Here is a 289-nt window from a genome sequence, read left to right as displayed (position 1 = left end):
GGCATGCATGCGCTGGGCCTGGTCGCGCATGGCGCGGATGGTGTCCTGGATGTCGTCGGGCAGCGAGGCCTGGCGGCGCATCAGCGTGTCGGTCATGCCGACCAGGCTGGTCAGTGGCGTGCGCAGGTCATGCGATACCGCCGCCAGCAGGGAATTGCGCAGTTTTTCGGATTCCATGCTCACCAGGGCCTGCTGCGCCACCCCGGCGACGTGCCTGGCGCCTTCGCGCAATTCGAGGCGCTGCGGCGTCCGGCCTCGTCCAGCTTCCAGGCCGCCGCGGGACGCAGCC

1 pseudogene is annotated in these 289 nt (G+C 70.2%); it reads right to left on the bottom strand.

The window, feature by feature from the left end:
• Positions 1-213 (bottom strand): annotated as a pseudogene (locus tag SB751_RS29550) (histidine kinase dimerization/phospho-acceptor domain-containing protein); the annotation flags it as partial.
• Positions 214-289 lie beyond the last annotated feature (76 nt).

The sequence above is a fragment of the Cupriavidus sp. SIMBA_020 genome, assembly GCF_046535395.1.
GTDB classification, from domain to species: domain Bacteria; phylum Pseudomonadota; class Gammaproteobacteria; order Burkholderiales; family Burkholderiaceae; genus Cupriavidus; species Cupriavidus campinensis.
Note: the sequence above shows the minus strand (reverse complement) of the source record. Positions and strands in the feature narration are given on the sequence as shown.